At 72.4% G+C, this 15,656-nt stretch carries 14 protein-coding genes; 6 read left to right on the plus strand and 8 right to left on the minus strand.

The window, feature by feature from the left end; genetic code table 11:
• Positions 1-873 (plus strand): formylglycine-generating enzyme family protein, encoded by an 873-nt coding sequence (locus ACIBCA_RS01465; RefSeq protein ID WP_396280722.1) that lies wholly within the window; start codon positions 1-3, stop codon positions 871-873.
• Positions 874-922: 49 nt separating this feature from the next.
• Positions 923-1,723 (plus strand): SGNH/GDSL hydrolase family protein, encoded by an 801-nt coding sequence (locus tag ACIBCA_RS01470; protein WP_396280723.1) that lies wholly within the window; start codon positions 923-925, stop codon positions 1,721-1,723.
• Positions 1,724-1,773: 50 nt separating this feature from the next.
• Here ACIBCA_RS01470 and ACIBCA_RS01475 read toward each other — a convergent pair whose 3' ends face one another.
• On the minus strand, positions 1,774-2,691 hold the full coding sequence (locus ACIBCA_RS01475; protein WP_396280724.1) for a glutaminase: 918 nt from the start codon (positions 2,689-2,691) through the stop codon (positions 1,774-1,776).
• Between the two features lie 135 nt (positions 2,692-2,826).
• Between ACIBCA_RS01475 and ACIBCA_RS01480 the strand changes: the two genes are divergently transcribed.
• Positions 2,827-3,246, plus strand: coding sequence for a hypothetical protein (locus ACIBCA_RS01480; RefSeq protein WP_396280725.1), 420 nt, complete (start codon positions 2,827-2,829; stop codon positions 3,244-3,246).
• Between the two features lie 296 nt (positions 3,247-3,542).
• Positions 3,543-4,430, plus strand: coding sequence for an oxygenase MpaB family protein (locus tag ACIBCA_RS01485; protein ID WP_396280726.1), 888 nt, complete (start codon positions 3,543-3,545; stop codon positions 4,428-4,430).
• Between the two features lie 100 nt (positions 4,431-4,530).
• On the opposite strand, the gene ACIBCA_RS01490 is transcribed toward ACIBCA_RS01485, so the two are convergent.
• Positions 4,531-4,998, minus strand: coding sequence for a MarR family winged helix-turn-helix transcriptional regulator (locus ACIBCA_RS01490; protein ID WP_396280727.1), 468 nt, complete (start codon positions 4,996-4,998; stop codon positions 4,531-4,533).
• 56 nt (positions 4,999-5,054) lie between these two features.
• On the opposite strand from ACIBCA_RS01490, the gene ACIBCA_RS01495 reads away from it, so the two are divergent.
• Positions 5,055-6,077, plus strand: a complete 1,023-nt coding sequence (locus ACIBCA_RS01495; RefSeq protein WP_396280728.1) for an NAD-dependent epimerase/dehydratase family protein — start codon at positions 5,055-5,057, stop codon at positions 6,075-6,077.
• Positions 6,078-6,081: 4 nt separating this feature from the next.
• Positions 6,082-7,347, plus strand: coding sequence for a M24 family metallopeptidase (locus ACIBCA_RS01500; protein WP_396280729.1), 1,266 nt, complete (start codon positions 6,082-6,084; stop codon positions 7,345-7,347).
• Positions 7,348-7,430: 83 nt separating this feature from the next.
• Here ACIBCA_RS01500 and ACIBCA_RS01505 read toward each other — a convergent pair whose 3' ends face one another.
• The 6 genes from ACIBCA_RS01505 to ACIBCA_RS01530 all read right to left on the minus strand — a co-directional run bounded on the left by ACIBCA_RS01505 (position 7,431) and on the right by ACIBCA_RS01530 (position 15,606).
• Complete coding sequence (locus ACIBCA_RS01505; protein ID WP_396280730.1) at positions 7,431-8,837, minus strand: sensor histidine kinase; 1,407 nt, start codon at positions 8,835-8,837, stop codon at positions 7,431-7,433.
• Positions 8,834-9,514, minus strand: a complete 681-nt coding sequence (locus tag ACIBCA_RS01510; RefSeq protein WP_396280731.1) for a response regulator transcription factor — start codon at positions 9,512-9,514, stop codon at positions 8,834-8,836. Before ACIBCA_RS01510 ends, ACIBCA_RS01505 begins: the two co-directional genes overlap by 4 nt.
• Complete coding sequence (locus ACIBCA_RS01515; protein ID WP_396280732.1) at positions 9,515-11,704, minus strand: MMPL family transporter; 2,190 nt, start codon at positions 11,702-11,704, stop codon at positions 9,515-9,517.
• 122 nt (positions 11,705-11,826) lie between these two features.
• Positions 11,827-11,982, minus strand: coding sequence for a hypothetical protein (locus ACIBCA_RS01520; RefSeq protein ID WP_396280733.1), 156 nt, complete (start codon positions 11,980-11,982; stop codon positions 11,827-11,829).
• Positions 11,983-12,060: 78 nt separating this feature from the next.
• Positions 12,061-13,356, minus strand: a complete 1,296-nt coding sequence (locus ACIBCA_RS01525; protein ID WP_396280734.1) for a hypothetical protein — start codon at positions 13,354-13,356, stop codon at positions 12,061-12,063.
• An 819-nt stretch (positions 13,357-14,175) separates the two neighbouring features.
• Positions 14,176-15,606 carry an NAD(P)/FAD-dependent oxidoreductase gene (locus ACIBCA_RS01530; protein ID WP_396280735.1) on the minus strand — a complete coding sequence of 477 codons (1,431 nt, stop codon included), beginning with the start codon at positions 15,604-15,606 and terminating at the stop codon, positions 14,176-14,178.
• Between the last annotated feature and the right edge of the window lie 50 nt (positions 15,607-15,656).

Raw genomic sequence — 15,656 nt, forward strand, 5'->3', positions numbered from 1 at the left:
ATGGTGGCGCTGCCCGGCGGAGAGTTCCTGATGGGGACCCGGGACACGGAGGGCTTCCCGGCGGACGGCGAGGGCCCGGTGCGGGCGGTGCGCCTGAAGCCGTTCCTGATCGACGCGTGCGCGGTGACCAACGACGCCTTCGCGGCCTTCGTCGCCGACACCGGACACCGTACGGACGCCGAACGCTTCGGCTGGTCGTACGTGTTCGCCGGGTTCCTGCCCGCCGCCCTCAGGCGCGACGCCCGCCGGCCGGAACGCACGCCCTGGTGGTGCGGCGTCGCCGGAGCCGCCTGGAACCGCCCCGAAGGCCCCGGCAGCACCCTCGACGGCCGGGGCGACCACCCGGTGGTCCACGTGTCCTGGTACGACGCCGCCGCCTACGCTTCCTGGGCCGGAAAGCGGCTGCCGACCGAGGCCGAGTGGGAGTACGCGGCTCGCGGCGGCCTGGAACAGGCGCGCTATCCGTGGGGCGACGAACTGAACCCCGACGGCGAATACCGGTGCAACATCTGGCGCGGCACCTTCCCGTCGAGGAACACGGCCGCCGACGGCCACCGCGGCACCGCGCCCGTCGACGCCTTCGCGCCCAACGGATACGGCCTGTACAACACCTCCGGCAACGTGTGGGAGTGGTGCGCCGACTGGTGGACCACCGACCACCCGACCGGCGCCGGGCTCACCGACCCGCAGGGCCCCGACAGCGGTACGGCCAAGGTCATCCGCGGCGGCTCCCACATGTGCCACGCGTCCTACTGCAACCGCTACCGCGTCGCCGCCCGCACCGCCAACACCCCCGACAGCACCAGCGGCCACGCGGGCTTCCGCTGCGCCCGCGACCTGGAGCCCCGTACCACCGGGACACGGCCCGCCTGAGCCACGCCGCCCCGACGTTCCCGCCCGATCACTGCCTGGAAGGTCAGCCATGCCCAGAACCCGTGGAAAAGCCCTGTCCCGTTCGCTCGTCGCGCTCGCAACGGCGGCGGCCCTCGGTCTGCTCACCGCTCCCGCCCAAGCCGCCTCCGGCGTCCACTACGTGGCCCTCGGCGACTCCTATTCCGCGGGCGGCGGTTCCTCCACCACCTACCTCAACGACTGCAACCAGAGCGTCAACTCCTACCCGTACCTGTACGCCCGGAGCACCGCCCCGGACAGCTTCAGCTTCCAGGCGTGCGGCGGCGCCGACACCACCGACGTCCTGAACGGCCAACTCGGCGCCCTGGCCACGGACACGACCCTGATCAGCATGACCATCGGCGGCAACGACGTCGGCCTCGGCACCGTCATGACGTCGTGCCTGTTCGGCACGGACAGCGCCTGCCTCGCGGCGACCGCCACGGCGGAGGACACCGCCCGCGCCGAACTGCCCGGCCGTCTGCACACGCTGTACGCCGCGATCCGGGCGCGCGCCCCTCAGGCCCGCGTCGTCGTCCTCGGCTACCCCCGGTTCTACGACCTTGCCGTCAGCGGCTGCCCCGGGATCAGTACGACCAAGCGCACCGCGCTCGACGAGGGCGCCGACGTCCTCGACGGCGTGATCCGCGAGGAGGTCGCCGCGCACGAAGGCTTCGTCTACCAGGACGTCACAGCGGGCTTCGCGGGGCACCAGCTCTGCGACGCCGACCCGTGGCTCCACGCCCTGAACTGGCCGATCGGCCAGTCCTTCCACCCGAACGCCGCCGGCCAGGCGGGCGCTTATCTGCCCGCCCTGCGATCCGGCGCCTGACGCAGCGGCGGCCGCGCCCGACCGCACTTTCCGGGCCCCGTGGGCCACTGTCAGAAGACCGACCAGCCGGTGATCGTGGTGAAGGCGTCCAGGGCGGCGATGCCGGCCACGGAGTTGCCGTGCGTGTCGAGGGCCGGCCCCCACACGCACAGGCCGCAGCGGCCGGGGACGACGGCGAGGATGCCTCCGCTGACGCCGCTCTTGGCGGGCAGCCCCACCCGGTGGGCGACGTCCCCGGCGGCGTCGTAGGTGCCGCCGACGAGCATGACGGCGTTGATCCGCTTGGCCTCGCTGCGGGTGAGCAGGCGGGTCCCGTCGGCGCGGATGCCGTGCCTGGCGAGCAGGCAGGCCGCCAGTGCGAGGTCGTGGCAGGTCATGGTGATCGCGCACTGCTTGACGTAGTGGCGCAGGACGGTGTGCACGGGGTTGGTGAGCTTGCCGTGGTCGGCCAGCAGGTGGGCGAGGGCGGCGTTGCGGTGGCCGTGGCGCTGTTCGGAGGCGGCGACGCGGGCGTCGAAGTCGATGGCGGGGTTGCCGCTTTCCGCGCGGAGGAACTCTCGCAGGGTCCCGCTGGCATCGCCGGTCAGGGTCTGCAGGCGGTCGGTGACCACCAGGGCGCCGGCGTTGACGAACGGGTTGCGCGGCACGCCGCCCTCGCGCTCCAGCTGGGCCAGGGAGTTGAACGGCGATCCCGAGGGTTCCTTGCCCACCCGCTGCCACAGGGTGTCGCCATCGGTGGCGAGGACCAGGGCGAGGGTGAACACCTTGGAGATGGACTGGATCGAGAACGGTGTCCGCCAGTCGCCGGTGCCGTGCACCGACCCGGGATCGATGGCCGTGGCGAGGGCTATCCCGAAGGCCGCCGGGTCGGCGCGGGCGAGCGCCGGGATGTAGGCGGCCACCCTTCCGGTACCGGACACCGGCCGCGCTGCCCTGGCCACCCGGTCGAGCACGCTCGCATACTCCATGGTCCCCCCAAGCGGTCCGACACCCTTGTCAGCGCCCGGCCAAGGATGCGCGCGATACCGGAAAGCGGGAAGACAGCGCGTCCACATCGGTACAGTTACCGAGAGAACACGCCTGTGCACCGAAAGTAGTTCACCATGTCGGACGACAGCTCCGCACACCTGATCCGACACGAACCGAGCGCCAGAATCCTGCGGCTCGACGAGGTCACCTCCAGCCCCATGACCGTCAAGTGCATGGGCCGGACCTACACGGCCACCCTGGTCGGCGACGCCGTCAGCATCCAGGACCGCACCGACATCACCAGCCCACACAGCCTGGGCACCGCCCGCCCCGGCCCGACCACGGACGACTGGGAGGTCACCGACTCCTGCGGAGCCTTGCTGACCAGCACCGCAGACCTCCTCCATACCGTGGCCGTGCTCCGACAGGCCCATTGGCCCCCACGCGACCAGACACCGCTGCCACGAGGCAGGCTGAGCCCGTGCCACCACACGAGCCGGGAGTCGACCAGACCGGACCTCCCCCGGCTGAGCGCAGACACAACACCCCCCTGACGCGCGAAGGGCTCCCGGGCGGGGTCGATCCCAGCCGACCGGCGGCTCGCAACTGCCTTCGCGCCGCCGACCCTCGTACGGGGAACGGTCAGGCCCAACTGGTGCACGGTCGAAGCCTCCTACCGCCTGGCCGTACACCACCCGGCGGCGTGCCGGAAGGGACATACTGATGCCGGGACCGGCCGGCCGTGCTGCCCTGAGCGCGCGGTACCGCTCACGAGGGCCGCTGCCTGTGCGGCCCCGCCCTGCACCGAACCGCGAACCGGGCCGATCCGTGGACTCCGTAAGGCATCTGCATGAGCAGCGACACCTCCTCCTTCCCCCGCGATCGACAGCACGCCGATGCGGGCCTGTTCGGCCCGTCCTCGGTGACCTGGCACCTGCACGCCGACCCCGCGATGTGGATCGGCGGGATCAGCGCCCTCCACCTCCAAGCCCTGCACCCGATCGCGGCTCTCGGCATAGCCCAGAACTCCTCGTTCGAGGACGATCCCTTCGGCCGCCTGGTGGGCACGGGTTCATTCATAGTGGCGACCACCTGGGGAAGCCGGGCACAGGCCGAGCAGGCCGGCGCCCGGGTGCGCGCCGTGCACGAGCGCCTGCGCATCCACGACCCGCACAGCGGTGCGCGGTACCGGCTGGACGACCCCGACCTGCTGCTCTGGGTGCACTGCGCGCTGGTCAGGTCGAACCTGCACGCCGTACGGCACGGCGGCCTGCGGCTGACGAGCGCGCAGGCCGACCGGTACGTCGACGAGCAGCGGCACGTCGCGGCCCTGGTCGGACTGGCGGCCCGTGACGCCCCCGGCTCGGTCGGTGAACTGGAGGACTACCTGGCCGGCATCCGGCCGGTCCTGACCGCTTCCGCCGACGCCCTGCTGATCCACCGCTTCGTCAACCGACCGCCTCTGCACGGACGATGGCGGCCGCTGCGACCACTGTGGACGGCAGCCTCCGAGCTCGGCTACACGCTGCTGCCGACCTGGGCCCGCGAGCTGTACGGACGCCCGGGCCTGCCCGGCCCCGTCGCGGGCGCCACCCTGCGCACCGCCCGCTCGGCGGCCTCGCTGCTTCCCGCACGCAAGCGGCTCGACTTCCCCGCCCCTTATCTGAGCCAGGCCGTCGAGCAACTCGGGAGGGCGGCCGTGCCGTCCGCCCGACGACTGCGCGAGCAGCCATCATGACGGGCCACGCACCGGATCCGTTCAACTCCGGGCCTTATGGAACCTCAGCGCCACTTCGAAGACGGACGGTTGGCCGGCCCGAGGGGGCGGCAGGCGCGGGCTACGGGCGCTGCGGGTTGCGCATCTTCGTCAGCAGCGCCAGCAGGGTGTCCTGTTCCTGAGCGTCAAGGCCGGTGAACAGCCTGGAGGCGTGCAGCCGGGACCGGAGGGCCTCCCACAGCTCGTGGCCCTGTTCGGTGAGGGCCAGGGTGCGCTTGCGGCCGTCGGTGGGATGGGGCTGACGGGCGATGAGTCCCATGCTCTGGAGCTTGTCGGCGGCGAGGCTGACCGTGGAGGGGTCGCAGTTCAGGCGAGCCGCCACGTCCCGCATGGTCGGCGGCTCGGTTCCCGGGGCGAGCGCCCACAGCGTGCCGGCGACGGAGGTCGGGACCCCGAACTCGCCGAGCACCTGGGCCACGACCGCGTCCGCGGCGTTCCCGACCTCCACGAGGACACGGACGATCTCGGCCTTCCGTTCGACGTCCGCGGGGCTGGGCATCGGGGCCTTCGCGTCATGGCTTGCGGTCATGGACCTATGGTAGCCTCCCAATATCAATGAGAAACTCAATGATATTGGGGGCTCAAATGGTCGGTGCCCACAGCGGTGAGACGGTGCTCGTCACGGGCGGGACCGGCTACCTGGCCGGCTGGGTGATCACGGGCCTGCTCCAGCGCGACTACCGGGTGCGCACCACCGTGCGCAGCCTCGACAAGGCCCAGCAGGTGCGCGACGCCGTGAGTGCGCAAGCGGGTCGGCAGGCAGCCGGGACCATCGAGTTCGCGGCCGCCGACCTCCTGGGCGACGACGGCTGGGACCGGGCGACCGCCGGCGCCGACTACGTCCTGCACACCGCCTCACCGATGCCCTTCGGTCCGGGCACGGACCTCATCACCACCGCCCGCGAGGGCACCCGCCGCGTCCTGGGCGCCGCCGCGCGCGCCGGGGTCAGGCGTGCCGTGCTCACCTCGTCCGGCGTCACGGCCGACAGCGGCGCCCCGGGCACACCCGCGACCGAGACGACCTGGACCGAACCGTCCGGCACGCCGCTCCGCGCGTACCCCGACTCCAAGATCCTCGCCGAGCGGGACGCGTGGGATCTCGCCGCCGCGACCGGGCTCGAACTGACCGCCGTCCTCCCGACGTTCATGCAGGGCCCCGTGCTGGACACCAGCAGGCCGGGAACGGTCGAGGTCATCCGCCGTCTGCTCGCCCGGGAGATCCCCGCCGTGCCGAACATCGGCTGGAACGTCGTCGACGTGCGCGACATCGCCGAACTCCACATCCTCGCCATGACGAGCCCGGCCGCCGCAGGCGAGCGCTACCTGGGTTCGGGCACCTTCCTGTGGTACCGGGACATCGCCCGCATCCTGCGCGAGAAGCTCCCGGACGAAGCCGCGAAGGTGCCCACACGTACCATGCCCGACCTCGTGGTCAAGCTACTGGCGCGGCGCAACCCGCAGCTGGCGATGGTGCGGCACGAGCTCGGCCGCACCAGGCTCGTCGACAGCAGCAAGGCACGTACTCAGCTCGGCTGGCAGCCCCGCCCCACCGAACAGACGATCATCGACACCGCCGCCGCGCTCATCGCCGCATCAAGGAAGGGCTAGCAGCATGCTGTTCCCACCGATGCCTCATACTTCCGTTCCCGTCTACTCACTGGCCGAGCGAGACAGGCGCTGGAACCTGGCTCGCAGTTTCATGGAGAGCGAGGGTCTCGACGGTCTGGTCGTGTTCGGCGAAGGAGACGCGGGACCTGCGCCCTTCACCTTCGACAGCTGGTTCACCAACGACCGGCCCGGCGTGCTTCTCGTCTTCCCCCGCGACCGGACGCCGACGGCGCTCGTCCCGATCCCGACGTTCCTCTTCGATCATCGAGAAGCAGCGCACCGGGGCGACGACCTGTGGCTCGCCGCGAACGACCTGCGTCTGGGCCGGCAGTCCCATCAACTCGTCCATGCCTTGCGGGACTTGGGGCTCAGCAACGGAACCGTGGGAGTCATCGGCCTTGACCCGTACCTTCCCGCGCACCCCGAAGGGCGAATCCCCTACCCGTTCTGGGACACCGTGCTGACCCGCCTGCCCGGCACCGACTTCCGGAACGTCGGGCACGCCTTCGCCCGCCTCATGATGCCCCTGAGCGACGAAGAGATCGCCGTGGTACGTCACGCCGCCCGCATCGGCGATGCGATGGCAGAAGCCATGGTGGCCACGGCCGCACCGGGCGTGTCCGAAGCCGACGTGTACGCCGCGGCCATGGCCACCGCGCACCGGCACGGCACGCTCGCGCCCCACCTGCACTTCTGCTCGGGCCCGGCACCATCGGCATCCGGGCAGCCCACGTGGGGCTACCGGCCGCAAGCACCGCGCATCCTGCGGGAAGGCGACCTCATCGCCACGGAGATCTTCAGCACCTTCGGCGGCCGTCAGACGCAGCATCAGGCCGCCATAGCCATCGGCGAGGTCCACCCGATGATCGAGCACGCCGCCCGGATCGCGAACGAGTGCTACGCCGCCGGCTTGGCGACGCTTCGCGCGGGCGCGACGTTCGGAGACGTCTCCGAGGCCATGCTGGCGCCCGCCGAGGCACTCGGCGCCTGGTTCCGGGGCCCCCAGATCCACGGGCTGAACCCGTATGGCGCCTTCAGCCGAATCCCCGGGGGACCCATCCAGGCCGCCGGCGGCGACCGGTACCCGACAGCGGCGCCACGACCTGCGACCCTGGCCGACATGACCCTGGAGCCCGGTATGTCCTTCGCCTTCGAGCCGAGCTGCGGAATCGGCGACCACATGGTCACCGTCGGCGGGACGGTTCTCGTCGGCGAGGACGAGCCGCTCGAACTCAACCCACTCACGGCAAGACTGCTGCGGGCCGCATAGCGCCATCCCAACCCTGCGCGTTCCGGCAGTCACGGTGCCCGGCCCTCATACGGTGCTTGGGAGCTTGATCCAACCACCGGAGTTCATGAAACGGCATGGGCCGCAGCGGGCAGCGTCACCGTGACCAGCGCGCCGCCTTCGACGGCCGCGCCGATGGAGACCGTCCCCTGGTGCGCGATCGCAATCTCCCTGACGATTGCCAGGCCGAGCCCGGTCGAGCCGCTGGCGTGCCCACGGCTCGCGTCGAGGCGGACGAACCGGTCGAAGACCCGGTCGCGCTCCTCGGCGGGGATGCCCGGGCCGTCGTCCGCGATGGTGATCCGGACCAGGCCGTCCGAGCCGGTGTCCGGGAGAGCGGTGATGCGGACCGTCGTGCGTGCGTGGCGGGTGGCGTTGTCCATGATGTTGCGGAAGAGCCGCGACAGGTCCGCGGTGTCGCCGGTCACGGCCAGCCCCGGCGGCACCTCGAGCGAGACGGCGACGCCGGCTGGTGCGGTGGTCTCGGTCAACTCGGCCAGCAGCGGTGCCAGTTCGACGCGTCCGCTACGGGCGGCGGCTTTGCCGGCGTCGGTCTTCGCGAGCAGCAGTAGATCGCTGATCAGCGTCTCCAGGCGGGTGGCCTGTTTCACCGCGCGCGTGGCGATGTCCGACCACGGCGCCAGGTCCGGGTGGGCGAGGCCGACTTCCAGGCCGGTGCGGATGGCGGTGAGGGGGCTGCGCAGTTCGTGGCTGGCGTCGCCGACGAAGCGGCGCTGCCGGGCGGCGGAGTCCTCGAGTCGGGCGAGCATCGCGTTCATGGTCTGCGCGAGGTGGCCGATCTCGTCGTCGGTGCCGGGTTCCGGGACCCGCTGGGTCAGGTCGGCCGCCGAGAGGTCGGTGATGTCGGTGACCGCGCGGCGGATCTGCTCGACCGGTCGCAGGGCCCGGCCGGCCACCAGCCAGACCGTGGCGCACGCCAGGAGCAGCAGCGTCGGCAGTCCGATGATCAGCAGTCGCGCGAAGGTCTCGTTCACCTGGGAGAGCAGCGAAGTGGGCGTCAGGGTGACGACGGACACCGGTCGGCCGCCGACCGTGACGTGTTCGCCGTAGACGGTGACCTCGCCGGGGACGACGCCGTCGGCGGCCTTCTGACGGACCGGGGACGTGACACCGGGTGGCAGGTCGTAGACGGCGGGCAGTCCCGGCAGGGTGCGGGTGGCGGCGAGGACGCGGCCGTCGACGGTCAGTACCTGGGCCTCGGCGGCCGGGTCGAGGGCGGAGGCCGGAAGCGGGTTCGGGAAGGTGCCGGCGGCGGAGGCCGACTGCTGGACCTGGGTGGCGTAGGTCCGCACCTGGCTCTGCACCGTGCGTCGTGCCGAGTCGGCCTGGAGCAGATACATGATGACGAGGCCCAAGGTGACGGCGGCGGTCAGCGCCAGGCCCGCCGCGATGGTCACCCGCGAGCGCACCGTCGCGGGCCGGAACCTCCCGATCGCCTCAGCCGTGGTCATGACCGCTCCCGGATGACATAGCCCTGCCCTCGCACCGTCTCGACGACCGACCCGCCGCGCGCGTCAGGAGCCCCGATCTTGCGCCGCAGCCGGTGCACAAACACTTCCACGGCCGCCGGGTCGCCATCGAAGTGGACGTCCCAGCAGTGTTCCAGCAGCTCGGTCTTCGACACGACCCGTCCCGCCGCACGCAGCAGGTACTCCAGGACCGCGACCTCGCGCGCCGTCAGATCAAGTGGCCGGCCCTCGCGCGTGACGGTCCGTGCGGCGGGGTCCAGGGCCAGGCCCGCGGCGGTGAGCACCGCCGGCCTGGCGCCGAGTGCGCGCCGGGTCAGGGAGCGCAGGTGGGCGAGGAGCACCGGGTAGGAGAACGGCTTGGGCAGGTAGTCGTCGGCGCCGCTGTCGAGGCCCTCGGCGTGGTCGAGGTCCTCGTCGAGCGCGGTGAGCATCAGGATCGGGGTCCAGATCCCGCGCTCGCGCAGCGCGCGGCACACCTGGTAGCCGTCCATCCCCGGCAGCATCACGTCCAGGACGATCACGTCGTGCGGGCTCTCGGTGGCCTTCCACAGCCCGTCGACGCCGTTGCCCGCGACGTCCACGACGTAGCCCTCCGCCGCGAGGCCCCAGGCCAGGGCCTCGGCGACGTCCGGCTCGTCCTCGACCACCAGCACTCGCATCTATCCAGCGTCCCTTACGGTCAGCGCGGTGTGCGCGGGTTCGCGCCGCGCCGCGCGAATGCCGGAGCCTACTGCGGACTTCAGGCGCAGGATACGGCGGGCCCTGTCCGGCAGCCACCAGTTCCAGTCCCCGAACAGCGAGACCAGCGCGGGCAGCAGCAGCATCCGCACCACGATCGCGTCCAGCACCACTCCGGAGGCCAGCCCGGCGGCGATCTCACGGACCGTCACATCGTTGGCGATGGACAGCGAGGCGAGCGCGAAGAACAGGATCACGGCCGCCGAGCTCACCAGGCGCCCGGTGCGGGAGACGCCCTCGATGATGCCCTCGCGGGTGGACCCGGTCCGCTCGTACCCTTCGCGGACCCGGGCCAGGATGAAGACCTCGTAGTCCATCGAGACTCCGAAGAGGAACCCGAAGACCAGGACCGGGGCGAAGGCGTCGATCGTGCCGTACGTGCCGCTGCCCCACAACGCCCGCATCCCGAAGCCGTGCTGGAACACCAGGACCAGGACGCCGTAGGTCGCGGCCACCGAGAGCATGTTCAGCAGTACCGCCTTCGCGGGCAGCACCAGCGACCGCATCCCCCGGGCGAGCAGCAGGAACGTCACCAGCGCCACCAGCCCGAACAGGAGCGGGAACGAGCCGTACGTGGCGTTCGTGGCGTCGATCCGCTGCGCGCCGTCGCCGCCGGCCAGTGCACCGGGTGCCACCGAGCCGGCCGCCGCGCGGATGTCGGACATCGCGGTGCCGCTGTGTGAACTGCCGATCTCGGTCTGCGGGATCGCGACGACCAGCGCCGAGCCATTGCCGGGCGACCAGCCGGGGCCGGCCGCCACGGCGGCGCCGCGCAGGCTGGACAGCGAGTTCAGCGATGCGACGACGGCCGGGGCGTCGGTGGCGTGTGGGACGTAGACGGGGACGGCGGTCAGTGTGCCGGACGGGAACCCGTCGGCCTCCAGCGCGTGCAGACCGTCGGTGTAGCTGCCGGCCGAGGCCATGGCACGGGTGGTCGGCTGGGCGATGTCGATGGTGGCCGCTACGCCGGCCAGCGCGCCGAGCAGGCCCAGGCCGACGACCGCCGCGATCACCCGGTGCTTGATCACGCCGACCGACCAGGCGGTCCAGAACCGGCTGGCCGACGTGCGGCGCGACGCGCGGCGGGGCCAGTCGACCCGGGGCCCGACCTTGGACAGGATCGCGGGCAGCAGGGTCAGCGCGACGAGCGTCGCGGTGGACGGGATGAACAGCCCGGCGATCCCGATGCCGCGCACGACCGAGTCGGGGATCACGATCAGCGCGAACAGCCCGAGCGAGGCGACGACGCCGCTGAACCAGACACTGTGCCCGGCCCGCTTCATCGCGGCGAGCACCGCCTCGTCGTTGGACTTCCCCGCGCTGCGTTCCTCGCGCCAGCGGGTGACCACCAGCAACGAGTAGTCGATCGACAGGCCCAGCCCCAGCAGCGCGACGATGTACTGCACCGAGGGGTTGAGCGGTGAGGACGACGGCACGAGGTACGTGAGGCCGTAGATCAACACCTGCATGGTCAGGACGCTGATGAGCGCGGTGAGCAGCGGCAGCACCGCCAGGAACGAGCCGAACACCCAGACCAGCACGAGCAGCGCGCCCGCGGCCCCGATCAGCAGCTCGGTCAGCACCGAGGAGTTGCCGCCGCCCGTGGTGTTCCCGGCTTCCAGGGCGTGGTAGCTGGTGCCGTTGACGGTCAGGTCCGGCGCGGCCTGCCGCGCGGCGGCGGTCAGTTGGTCGACCTGCTCCGGGCCGAGGTCGTCGTTCGGCTTCGGCGGGTAGGCGAGCACCATGGTGCTGGTCCGGCCCGTGCCGACCAGCGCGGCGTCACCGCCTGCCGCGTAGGAGACCAGGCGCAGCTGCGGCGCGGCCTTGGCGAGCGTGGCGTCGATCCGCGCGAGGTCCTGCTTGATCTGCGGTGTGTCGACGGTCTGCCCAGCCGGGGCGTTGAGGATCAGCACGCCGGGGTCGGCGGCCGCGCCGCCGTAGTGCGCGGAGATCGCGGTGTTGGCGGTGAGGGCGAGGCCGTTGACGTGGCTGCCGGGCTGCAGCCGGCCGGACAGCGACGGCGCGAGCACCACGCCGACAGCGGTGATGGCGAGCCACAGCAGTCCGACGGCCAGGCGGTGCCGGGTCACCCACATTCCGAGTCGTTCCATCAGATCCCCCTGAGGATGGGTCCGAGTAGGCGTCTTCCAGGTCACCGGTCACCGTAGGAAGGCGCAGCTTTCAGAACCCTTTCGTGACCGTCAGGGTGCCGGGCCCCGACCGGCGGTTGCGGTCAGTTGTTGCGGATGCATGGGCCGGAGGGGCCGCCGCCGACGCCGCTGGAGTTCCGCGGGAGAATGAAGGAAACCCAGTCCATGCTGGGGCAGTTGTCGGCGATGACCGCCTGGTAGAGGCCGGCCGACATACCGTTGTGCACGCCCACGCCCACGCCCAGGAGCGTGCGCGGCGCTCTCCTGCTGCGGCCCAGGGTCACCGGTCCCGGAGGCCGGCGTTACGCCGTCACGGGTCACGCGGTCAAGGCATCGGTGACCGCCGTTATCCCCTGGGGTGCCAACTGTTCCAGGAGACCGGTGATCCCGTACCAGCCGCCGAGCGCGGCGAGTCGTGCGGCGAGCCTGCGGGCGTCGGACGGCGCGGCCAGGCCCGCGACGACGAACAGCGCGCGGTCCCGTGTCTCGCGGAAGGCGATCGTGTCGGCGAGCGCCTCGGCCCGCTCCGTCTCGCCGCGCTGGGCCAACTCCTCGACCACGGCGACCAGTGCGTGCCCCCGCGCCCACAGGTCGGTGATCGCCCGCGTGAGCGCCTGGGCTCGGTCCGTCTCCCCGCTCCGGGCCAACTCCTCGACCACGGCGATCAGCGCTCTGGCTCGTGCCCGTCGGTCGGTGATCTCGTGGGCGAGCGTCTCGGCCCGGCCCGTGTCCCCGCCGCGGGCCAGCTCCCCGACGATCTCCGCCTGCCAACCCGCACGGCGGTGGGGGGCGTTCATCGCGTCGGCAAAGGCCATGGCCCACTCGACGTGACCGTGCCGGGCCAGCATCAGCGCTGCCGCCGTCCGCAGGTCGTCGGCGTGCCAGGAGGTGGGGCTGCAGGCGTCGAGCAGTGTCTGCGTCCGCTCCACCAGCGCGAGGACCACGTCCGCTTCGGCGGTCTCGGCAGCCGCCTCCAGTACGTCGACCATGACTGCGGGGTAGAGGGGCGATGTGCCCGGACGGCGCAGGAGGGCGTCGAGCCGGTCCAGGTCGCCGCGGCAGACCTCGGGGACCAGGATCGCCGTCAGCGGCCGCGGCCCGCCCCGGTCGTACCCCCCACCGCCGGGTCCGTGGAGCCGGGCGAAGTCCTCCAGACGGTCCACGAGGTCACCGGCCCGGACGTGGTCGCCGGCCGCGGTGGCCACGTCGAGAAGGAGGGCGAGCACCCGTGAGGACGCGCTGCCCACGGCGCGGTCGGCGAAGTCGAGCGCGCCGCGGAAGTCCCCGGTGTCCGCCAGTGCTTTCGCCAGGAGGGCCCAGGTGATGCCCCAGTTGTGCGGATAGCGGACCCGCTCCGCCAGCGCGAGGGCCCGGTCGAGTTCACCGGCCCTGGCCCACGCCGGCACCAGCGCGACCAGGGCACGATCGTGGCAGTCCCTCACCCGGATCGTGTCGACCAGCGCCTGGGCCCCGAGCAGGTCTCCCGCGCCGGCCGCCTCCTCCACCAGCGCCAGCAGCGCTTCGCCCTGCTTGGGCTCGTCGCTGATCGTGAAGGCCAGCTCGGCCGCACGCGCGAGGTGACCGGTCCGGGCGAGTGCCCTCAGATGCCACAACGGAACGGGCTCGCGGGCACCATCCGCGTCCCGTGACGCCAGCAACCGGAACAGGGTCACCAAACACGGTGCGAATCCGCCCGGGAGGACGCCCTTTCCGGCATCACCCTCCCGAGCGAGGCCGTAGGGCCGCTCACGCCACCGCGCCATGAACAGCTCATAGCCCCACTCGGCCATGCCCTTCTGCGTACTCACGTCGCCCCCCGGTCGCGTCCTGCCGCTGCCCCGTAGCGTAGGGCCTGCTGCGCGCCCCCGGGCCGTTGCCTGGACGTATGGCGGCGGAGGCGTCCGCCTGCGCGGCGGGGCGTGCCTGCGCTCGGCGATGAGGCCCTCGACGGTGCGCCGCAGGTGCTCCCGGGCCCGGAAGTAGCGGCGGAGAACGTCAGGTCCCGGGATGCACGAGGCGCGCACGGTCGTGAGAAGCGGGAGGCAGGAGCTGGACCGCACGGGTCATGCCCGGTCGGCACGACCTGCCAAACGACCAGGACATCAGGACATCAGGACATCTCCAGAAGAAGCGAAGCACTCACCCGGGCGCGCAGGGGCGCGCCGCAGACGTCGGCAGGCTCCCTGTCGTGGCGGCAGCTTCGCCGTGACACGAGAGGCGCTGTGGTTCGTCGCTGACGACGGCTCTCGACGAACTGACTCCTCGCGGCGGGCGCACGACCGAGATCGTGGAGGCAGCGGGCGGACCGCCGGAGCTACGAATCGTGTCCGCCGCCAACGCCCGCCCCGAGACGGTCGACACCGTGGCCGGCACCGCTCAGGCAGCGGCCATCGTGGCGGACCTGACCTCGCTGTGCCGGCACCACGGCCGGATCACCGCCGGAACCGGCGCTGCTGGAAGCTGTCGAGGACCTTCGCCAGGGCGGAGGTGTGCTCGTAGGCCAGCGGGGCGAGTTCGGGCGGGAGGACGAAGCCGTCCGGGAGGCGGGCGTAGGCGGCGGCGAGCTGTTGGTGGTAGCTGTCGGCGAGGGCCTGCGGCCAGGCGCCGGTCAGCGGCGGCCGCATCCGGGTCTCGGCGGCCAGCGCCTGGTGGTGGGCGGCGGCCTCGGCGACCGCGTCGTCCAGGGTCCAGTCGCTGATCGGCTCGCGCTCCGGCCGCCAGGGTGCCAGCCACGGGCTGGAGTTGCCGTCCAGGATCTCGGAGGCGAGTTCCTCGGCGATCAGGGGTGAGGCGTGCAGGCCGTCGCGATGGGTCCCGGTCGCCACCCACAGACCGGGGCGGCCGGTGGCTCCCAGCAGCGGGTGTCCGTCGAGGCCGATGGGCCGGTTGCCGTGGTGGGTCCGGCGCAGCCGAGCGGCGGCCAGACCGTGGTGGAGCTGCCCGAGCGCGGCGTCCAGCAGGAACCGCACCCCGCCCAGGTGCGGGGCGTCGCCGGGCGCGAGGGCCGGGGCGGCCGTGGCGCCGAGGTACCAGGTGCCGTCGGCCTGCGGCACGGCGTGCAGCCCGCAGGCGTAAGCCCGGTTCGGCGTCCGCAGCACCGCCGGCAGGGGCAGCGGTGCGGTGACGGTCAGCGCCGTGCCCTCGGCCGTGGCGACTGGCATCAGCGTCAGGTCCGGGTCCAGGGCCTCGACCAGCGGGACGGTCCAGGCGCCCGCCGCCACGACGACCGTGGGCGCGGTGAACCGTCCGCCCCGGCCCCGCAGCAGGTAGCCACTGCCGTCCGCCTGCAGGGTGGCGGACGGTACGCGTGTCACGTTCGGCAGTGCCGCCAGGGCCGCGTCCAGGGAGGCGAGCCAGCGCCGGGCGTCCAGGAACCCTTCGGCGGGCAGGTGCATCGCGCGCAGCGCCCGGTCGTTGTCCAGCGGACGAAGCGCCGGCACCTCGGCCGGCTCGACCTCCTCCACCGGGACGCCGAACTCGTGCCCGGCCCGGGCGATCGCCGCGAACGAACGCTCGTCCAGCACCGAGCCGACCGCGTTCAGCAGCACGAACGTCCCGGTCCCGTAGCCGTCACCCACCGGCCGCGCCAGGGCCTCCCGCACCCGACGCCGCCACTGCGGCCAGCGCCCGGCGGCTTCCACCGCCAGTTCCACCCGGAGCCGGCCGTGACGCGTGGCCAGCGCCGCCGCGGTCACCTCGCCCAGGGCCCCGAGCATCGCCCCGGCCGCCTCGGAGGCCCCCGCACCGCGGCGGCCGGACAGCACCACCCGCAGCTCCGGCGCGCGCGAGGCCAGCTCGAACGCCAACGACCGGCCCACCACCCCCGCGCCCACCACGATCACGTCCGCCCCGATCCGACGCACCGAAACCTCCTTCCGCTGATCGCCAACGGCTCCAGCCCTACCCGCACCCG

Source organism: Kitasatospora sp. NPDC051170 (genome assembly GCF_044455705.1).
In the GTDB taxonomy this organism is placed as follows: Bacteria; Actinomycetota; Actinomycetes; order Streptomycetales; family Streptomycetaceae; genus Kitasatospora.